Genomic DNA, 8,038 nt, shown 5'->3' on the forward strand with positions numbered 1-8,038 from the left:
AAAAGAAAAGTCAGAAATTGAGAAATTAATTCCAACTAAAAAAGGTTTGTGCTATTTTCAAGTAAAAATGAAAAAGATGCTTGATGTTAGCGGAAAATTTTTTGGGACAGTTGTAATTCTAAATGATTTAACTGAATTAAAAAATACTTCAGAATCGTTAAAACAGAGCGAAGAGAGATACAGGAATATTGTAAAAGATCAGACTGAATTTATAACTAGATTTACTCCAGATGGCACCCACACTTTTGTTAATGATGCATATTGCAATTATATGAAAATGAGAAGGGAAGAATTAATTGGAAAAAGTTTCTTCTCATTCTTACCTGAAGAAGATTATAAAAAATTAAAATCGCTATTAGAGTCTCTTACCCTTACTAATCCCATAAAAGAAATTGAGCATAGATACATTATTGGAGAAAAGACTAGATTTCTACACTGGATAAATAGAGCTATATTTGATGACGATGGAAATTTAATCGAGTACCAAGCGGTAGGTAGGGACATTACCGATAAAAAAAAAATTGAAGATGAATTAAGAAAAAAGAAAGAGGAACTATCCTCAATATTTGAAAACTCATCAGTTGGCATAGACCTTGTAGATTCAAAAGGCAACTTTCTTGAAGTTAATAGTAAATTAGCTGAATTGTTGGGCCACACTGCAGGAGAATTACTAAAACTTAATATAAATGATGTAACACACCCAGAAGATCTAGAATTAAGTAAAAATGAATTAATACCTCTTTTTAATAATAAAATGTCCTCATATAATATAGAAAAAAGATATCTAAGAAAAGACGGCTCTTATTTCTGGGCTGATTTATCAGTGACTCCAATCAAAGACGATTTGGGGCAAATTGTTGCTGTCACAGGAGTTATACAAGATATTACTGAAAGAAAGATGTCTGAAGAGCGCTTGAAATCTAAAAACAAAGAACTTGAAAACATTATCGAATTCCTCCCAGATGCGACATTCATTATAGATAAAGATGACAAAATTATAGCCTGGAATCATGCTATTGAAGAAATGACTGGAATTCCAAAAAAAGATATGATTGGAAAAGAACATATTTATGTGTCAATTCCTTTTTACGGAAAATCAAGACGGCAACTAATTGACATTCTATTTGATAAAAATAGTGACATAGTTTCAAAATATAAATTTATCAAAACAAAAGGTGACATGGTGTATGCCGAAGTTTTCACACCAGCCCTTTATAATAATAAAGGAGCTTATGTGTGGGCAATAGCGGCCCCCCTTTATGATAACGAAGGCAATAAAGTTGGGGCCATCGAATCAATTCGTGACGTCACGTATCAAAAAAGAGCTGAAGAGGAACTTTTAAAAGAAAAAGAATTTGTCAACACACTTGTTCAAGCGTCACCAGCGTTCTATGTAGCTATAACCTCTAAGGGTAAAGTTCTACTGATGAATAATTCAATGCTTACATCACTTGGCTATGAATTAGCGGAAGTTATGGGTGCCGATTATATATCAACTTTTGTCCCAAAAGAAGAGAGGGAATATTTAGCTCAAACATTTGATAATTTGATTAAATCCAAAGTTCCTACAATCAATGAAAACAATATACTAACAAAAGATGGGAAGAAGATTTTAGTAGAGTGGCACGGCAGATCGATACTTAAGGAAGATGGAACATTTGATTTCTTTTTTGGCGTGGGCTTAGATATTACTGAAAAGGACAAGTTTCAGAAAGCGCTGAAAGAAAGTGAAGAAAAGTATAGAGAACTAGTTGAAAATGCAAATAGTATTATCTTAAAATTCGATAACGAAGGAAGAATATTATCAATGAATGAATTTGGACTAAAATTCTTTGGCTATTCTGAGAATGAAATAATTGGGGAGTTAGGTATCGGAACAATTGTTCCTGAAATAGAATCATCAGGAAAAGAGCTAAAGAAACTTATCAAAGATATGATTAATTTTGAATCTGATTATAATATTAATATTAATGAAAATGTGAAGAAAAGTGGAGAAAGAGTATGGATATATTGGACTAATAAACTAATAAGGGATGAAAATGGCATTATCAAAGGCATATTTTGTGTTGGCACTGATATCACAGAAAGAAAGAAAGCCGAAGATAAAGTAAATGAATTAAATGAAACTTTAAGAATCCTTAATAAAATATTAAGACACGACATCTTAAATGATCTTACGATAGTACTAACTGTTTGTGATTTGATGGGAGATTCTAACCCTAGATTAAAACAGAAAGCTTCTAGAGCTCTTGATAAGAGTATTACATTGATTGAAAGAATGAGAGAGTTAGAGCAAGCACTTATTTCAGATAGTCCGATACAAAAATATGAAATTGATCAGGTTATTCTAGATATTATTAAGAATTATCCCGAAATTAAGTTCAACGTTAGTGGAAAGTGTAAAATATGTACAGATGAAGCAATATTTTCCGTGATAGACAATATTATTAGGAACGCTATTATTCATGGAAAGACTAAGAGAATAGATATAGAAATCAGAGAGACAGAAAAATACTGTATAGTTAAAATTGCTGACTATGGTATAGGCGTCCCGGAAGAAATAAAAACTAGAATATTTGAAGAGGGATTCAGCTATGGCGATAACAGAAGCACTGGGCTTGGGCTATATATTGTCAAGAAAATAATGGAGAGATATGGCGGGAGTATAAAAGTATCGGATAATAAGCCCACTGGAGCGATTTTTATCTTAGAATACACAGTTTGCAGCTCAAAGAATAGAATATGTTAATATAATTAAAATGAATATTATGCTAATTGACTTTATGTAGAATCATCTCTTCGTTAGGTTATTACAATTAAATTTAAAAAAAGAGATTTTATAAGTTTTCTATGAGAAAGATACTATTGCTATTTTCCACTTTTATTTTGTTTTTGATATTATCTGGAACAGTTTCTTCTTCCAACGTTCTTTGGAATGCTGATACTGAAAAAACAGCATATTCTGTAGATATAAACCAAGATGGTTCATTTATTGTTGTTGGGTCACTTGATAATAACTTCTATCTTTTGTCAAAAGAAGGGAACATATTATGGAAATTTCTAGCAAATGATAGGGCACTTTCTGTAGATATAACTCCTAAAGGATCTTATATTGTTGGTGGATCAAGAGATAAAAATATCTATTTCTTTTCAAACAATGGAGAGTTACTCTGGACTTTTCCCACCGAAAACACAGTAGAATCTGTTGCAATCTCATTTGATGGGTCAAAAATAATTGCTGGATCCGACGATGGAGTGGCATATTTATTATCAAGAGAAGGAGGTCTCCTCTGGAAACTTGAAACTAATGCCCCAGTTACAGCAGTCGAAATAACTCCTGATGGAGAGTATGTTGTAGTTGGATCAAATGACCATAACGTATACCTATTATCCCATGACGGGAAAATCCTTTGGAGCATGGATACAGCTGCTGAAGTCAATTCTGTCGATATTAGTTTTGATGGCAATTATATTACTGCCGGCACAAAAAATGGTTGGATCCACATCATCTCGAAAACCGGAGAAACATTGTGCAAATCTAAAAGAAATGATGGAGTAATAAATGTTAAAATCAATCCTAGTGGAGAGTATATAGTTGCAGGTTCTAGAGAGGGTGGCGTCTATCTAATCTCAAACAATGGTCAGCAGTTATGGAAATCTCTTGACGATAAAGGGATTTATTCGGTTTCTATTAATCCAGATGGAACTTTAATTGCCGCAGGCTCTATGGACAAAATTTATGTATTATCTGACAAGGGAAAAGAGATATGGAGCTATCAAACATTTGATGATCCCTATTATATGTATTCTATTAATTCTCTGGTACTCTCTCTAGATAGCTCAAGTTTAGTTTCAACGTCGAGAGAGAAAGTATTTCTGTTCAATATAGGTGAAAAAAAAGAATTTGATGCAAATAAATATATTTCTGATAAAAATGATAATCCCAACGAGAATGAATCTAACCAAGAAACAGTAGAGACTAAAGAGAATACTACAAAAGAAACTAAAGGAATATTTGACATAATACTTAGATTATTGGGAATTAGAAAATAATAAGCAGATTATAACTTCTGACATTTTGGGCATAAATATGAGGAAGAGCCAAGTATGTTTTCTTTAATAACGCCCCCACCACATTTTCTGCAAGGAGAAGTAATAAAAAAACAGCCTAAATTTTTAAAAGATAGATTGAAAGATTTTATATCTGCAAAGGATTTACCTTTTGACTTTTAATGATTTTTTGTTTATGCAAAATTACCTAATCTTTTCTGATAAAATTTATATACAGTAAATAATACGTTTTTTAGGGTAATAATAGGGCAATGCCTCAGCGATGTAGTTCATCCAAAAATACCATTTCCCAAATTGGCAAAAATCCACTATAAATCAATAAAATGTAGCACAAACCGCGAACAAACCCACAAAAACAGTCCAGAATCAACCTTGATGGTGCGGGAGCTGGGATTTGAACCCAGGAAGACCTACATCACAGGGTCCTAAGCCCTGCACCTTTGACCAGGCTCGGCAACCCCCGCTTGGCGATTAAATCCAAGCCATATATTTTGAAGTTCCTTATAAATGTAACGATAATACGTACGTCAATTAAATACAGTGAAACTTTTATACTAATTTCATAATTATTTTTCAGGTGTGACAAATGGAACATTTAATGGCCGATAGGGCAAAAGATATTTTGGGCATAATGAAGGTATTCTCTATTGACCCTCTTGAAGTTAAAAATTGTAGTTTCCCTGGGCACAAGGGAAGTGATATTGGAGATAGTAGCATTGGTTTTCTAGAACATAGCGGTGAAAAAAATATTTATTCTATAAATTCAGTTCACTATTGCAGAGAACACAGGGATATACCAATCGGAGAAATTGAAAAACGGCTAAAAGAAAAAATTAAAGGCATTACTGGTGATAAAGGTTCGATATTAATAACAAAGATTAAGATTGATCCTGATAGTTTTCCTGAAAAAGATATCCTCGGAAAAAAGGTTAATATTGATAAATTAACTCCAATTCTAATTAATAAAGGCAATTTAGGATTTTTAATGAATATTTCAGAAGAATCAAAAAATATGACATTAAAATCTGTTATCGACAAAATAATGAATCTAGAGATCGAATTCGACATTGCATGGGAGGAATTCTAGATTTGAAGAAAACAAAGATTGTATGCACAATTGGGCCAAGTGTTTCAAATTATGAGATGATAAAAAAACTTGCTCTTTCCGGAATGGATGTTGCAAGGTTAAACTTCTCTCACGGTACTCATTCTGAACATCTTAAAGTTATTAATATCCTAAAAGAGGTATCGGAGGATACCAATAAAAAGATCGGCATCTTGCTCGATACAAAAGGTCCAGACATTAGAATAGGAGAATTTAATAATACAATCCATATTGTTACAGATCAAGAATACATCTTTTCTACAAAAAAAGCAAAAGATATTATTCCATTGCAAAACGATATATCTAGATTCTTAAAACCTAATGATAAAGTCCTAGTTGATGATGGTACACTAATATTTTCAGTAGTAAGAATCGAAGATAAGGATATCCATCTAAAAGCCTTAAATGAAGGAAATCTCAGACAAAAAGTAAGTATTAATATCCCTGAAAATGAATACTGTCCTTCGGCCGTTACTGAAAATGAACTAATTGATATAAAATTTGGAGTAAAACACGAAGTTGATTTTATTGCACTATCTTTTGCATCAACTAAAGAAGACATAATCAAGGCACGAGAAATAATAAAAGAAGACAATGGCGAGCAGTGGATAATTTCCAAGGTAGAGTCCAACTTTGGGATAAGAAATATCAATGACTTAATTGAATATTCTGAGGGCATAATGGTTGCAAGGGGCGATTTGGGAGTTGAGATTGATCTTTCAAAGATTCCAAGTGTTCAGAGATCTATAATTGAAAAATGTAACGTAAAGGGCAGGCCAGTAATCGTTGCGACTCAGATGCTAAACTCTATGATAGAAAACCCGAGGCCAACAAGGGCAGAAGTTGAGGATATAGCCAGTGCAATTTATAGTGGTGCTGATGCAGTTATGCTATCCGGTGAGACTGCTATTGGTAAATATCCCCTCGAAAGTGTAGAAATGATGGTAAAGGTGGCAATTGAAACTGAAAAAGAGCTAAAGCCAAGGTCTGAATATGGCCCATCCAAAAGAGTAGCCGATGTAATATCTTCACTTGTTGCAAAAGCTGTATTATTATCAGATGTCAAGGCAATTGTTACTTCGACAAGGTCAGGCTATACTGCATGTATGGTCTCTAGACACAAACTATCAGTCCCCACCTATGGCATGACAAATAATGCCGCGACTGCCAGAAAGCTTTCTGTTGTATGGGGAATAAATGAAGTTTACCTAGATAAAGAAAAGGGTGGAATCTCAAAATCAGTCTTACATGCCGCCAATTATTTAAAAAATGAAGGATTAAATGATAATGATTATTTCGTTTTTACTGCTGGTGTAAGTAACTCAAAAAAACAAAGGACAAACTTGTTAGAAATAAGGGAAATAGGCGAAGTTCTATCTTCTTGACAGCAACATCAAAGAAAAAGTTGCTATCAGTCCAAATAAAGTTAAAACTAGTACAGCTTCTTGTAACATCATATACACAGATTTTTGAACTTTAGTGGTTGAAGATATTTGTTCTGATGCCACTTCTGGAGTGCTCACTTCAGCTACTGGTAGTTCCACTGCATTGTCTAATTTTACAACTTCTTTAGTGTTAACTATCAATTTTATTGGAAACTTAAGATAAGTTGACTTATTATTTATATCCTTAATTTCTAAATTTAGATAAATCGTATAATCTCCAGGAACTTCGGGCAATTTAGTGACTAGCACATCTTTTTTTGTTAATGAAGTAATTGGTCCAATATCCTCGGTATAATCAAAATTAAACTTAGATCGGTCATATTCTAAGATCATAGATGAACTTTTCACAGCCGAACCCCTGTTAACAATAAAAATTGGCATCGTATAAGGCATTTCCTTTACTTCAAAGCTCCTTACTTTTAAATCAATTATTGGAGATCTTACACCATCTATCTTAAATGGAACTTCTTGCAAAAATCCTTCAGACGTGTAATCACACTGTAAACCTGAGCAATACACTTGGTAAGAGTATTGTGTCGTTACTTTTAAGGGGTAAGTTCCAGTATCTATGGACTTAACGGTATAATGAATCTTTTCTACCTTCTTTTGGCCAGGCTGCATCTCGCCGTAAATGAACTTATTTTTTGTAAATTCAAAATATTCATCTTTAATATAGATATTAATATTTTTTAGTATGCTGTTACTAGTATTCTCAAATACCAAAGAAAATTCACCGCTATCGCCAGAGTAGAATGACGGCGTTTTTTCAAAATAAATTTTCATTTTCTCATTTGGCGCTGTTATTCCAGAAATTGAAGTGAAGCCAAATGCTATAAAACTTATAAATATTATGGCATAGAGTTTTCTCATATAATAAATAGTTAGTAGGATATTTTAAAAGCTTTATTCTTATAAGTTATATAATGAATGGTATCAAATTCGAATATTTTGATGTTACAGCAGATATTGGTGTTAAAGTTTGGGGTATTAATATCGATGAATTATTCGAAAACACGGCCATTGCTGTAACTAGTTTAATGTTAGATCCACTCAAAATAGGAAATAAAATAGTTAAAGAGATGTTTATAGAAGGAAATGACTTATCGTCTCTTTTAGTAAACTGGGTTACTGAATTATTAGTTATTCGCGACAGTGAAGGAATTCTTTTTTCATCTTTTGAAGTAAAAGTTTCAAGCGATGGAAAATCTCTTAATGCAAAGAATTATGGCGACTATTTTATTGGGGATAATCTAGAAATGGATATAAAAGCCATCACATATTCTTTGTTTAAATTAGAAAAACAAGATGGGCATTGTTATTTACAATTTGTTCTAGATATTTGATTATTAAATAATATATATAATAATTGTTTATAACGATTTTAGAAAAAATTATATTTAATAAAAGAAAATTATTA

Annotated in this window: 6 protein-coding genes and 1 tRNA gene; 5 read left to right on the forward strand and 2 right to left on the reverse strand. The window is 32.4% G+C overall.

From position 1 onward, the window contains the following. Together PLI06_09945 and PLI06_09950 are read left to right on the forward strand one after the other, a co-directional pair. Positions 1-2,749 (forward strand): PAS domain S-box protein (locus tag PLI06_09945; GenBank protein ID HOI77914.1); only part of this gene is annotated, 2,749 nt, incomplete at its 5' end. A gap of 101 nt (positions 2,750-2,850) precedes the next feature. Continuing rightward, positions 2,851-4,053 carry a PQQ-binding-like beta-propeller repeat protein gene (locus tag PLI06_09950; protein HOI77915.1) on the forward strand — a complete coding sequence of 401 codons (1,203 nt, stop codon included), beginning with the start codon at positions 2,851-2,853 and terminating at the stop codon, positions 4,051-4,053. Between the two features lie 394 nt (positions 4,054-4,447). On the opposite strand, the gene PLI06_09955 is transcribed toward PLI06_09950, so the two are convergent. Further along, positions 4,448-4,535: transfer RNA gene (locus PLI06_09955), tRNA-Leu, on the reverse strand. A 122-nt stretch (positions 4,536-4,657) separates the two neighbouring features. Between PLI06_09955 and PLI06_09960 the strand changes: the two genes are divergently transcribed. Both PLI06_09960 and pyk read left to right on the forward strand, forming a co-directional pair. Beyond that, the gene (locus tag PLI06_09960) at positions 4,658-5,158 is read left to right on the forward strand and encodes a hypothetical protein (GenBank protein ID HOI77916.1); all 501 of its coding nucleotides are present in this window, start codon (positions 4,658-4,660) and stop codon (positions 5,156-5,158) included. A gap of 2 nt (positions 5,159-5,160) precedes the next feature. After that, complete coding sequence (gene pyk, locus PLI06_09965; protein ID HOI77917.1) at positions 5,161-6,561, forward strand: pyruvate kinase; 1,401 nt, start codon at positions 5,161-5,163, stop codon at positions 6,559-6,561. On the opposite strand, the gene PLI06_09970 is transcribed toward pyk, so the two are convergent. After that, positions 6,550-7,491: a hypothetical protein gene (locus PLI06_09970; GenBank protein ID HOI77918.1), complete on the reverse strand. Its 942-nt coding sequence runs from the start codon at positions 7,489-7,491 to the stop codon at positions 6,550-6,552. The two genes, pyk and PLI06_09970, sit on opposite strands and share 12 nt — an antisense overlap. A 53-nt stretch (positions 7,492-7,544) precedes the next feature. Between PLI06_09970 and PLI06_09975 the strand changes: the two genes are divergently transcribed. Beyond that, complete coding sequence (locus PLI06_09975; GenBank protein HOI77919.1) at positions 7,545-7,964, forward strand: archease; 420 nt, start codon at positions 7,545-7,547, stop codon at positions 7,962-7,964. The last annotated feature ends 74 nt before the right edge of the window (positions 7,965-8,038 follow it).

Origin of the sequence: Methanofastidiosum sp. (assembly GCA_035362715.1) — an archaeon.
GTDB lineage: Archaea > Methanobacteriota_B > Thermococci > Methanofastidiosales > Methanofastidiosaceae > Methanofastidiosum.

Excerpts from the sequence above, each read along its gene's own strand:
- PLI06_09960 (HOI77916.1), top strand. The coding sequence starts at position 4,658 with ATGGAACATTTAATGGCCGATAGGGCAAAAGATATTTTGGGCATAATG.
- PLI06_09970 (HOI77918.1), bottom strand. The coding sequence starts at position 7,491 with ATGAGAAAACTCTATGCCATAATATTTATAAGTTTTATAGCATTTGGC.
- PLI06_09975 (HOI77919.1), top strand. The coding sequence starts at position 7,545 with ATGAATGGTATCAAATTCGAATATTTTGATGTTACAGCAGATATTGGT.
- PLI06_09950 (HOI77915.1), top strand. The coding sequence starts at position 2,851 with ATGAGAAAGATACTATTGCTATTTTCCACTTTTATTTTGTTTTTGATA.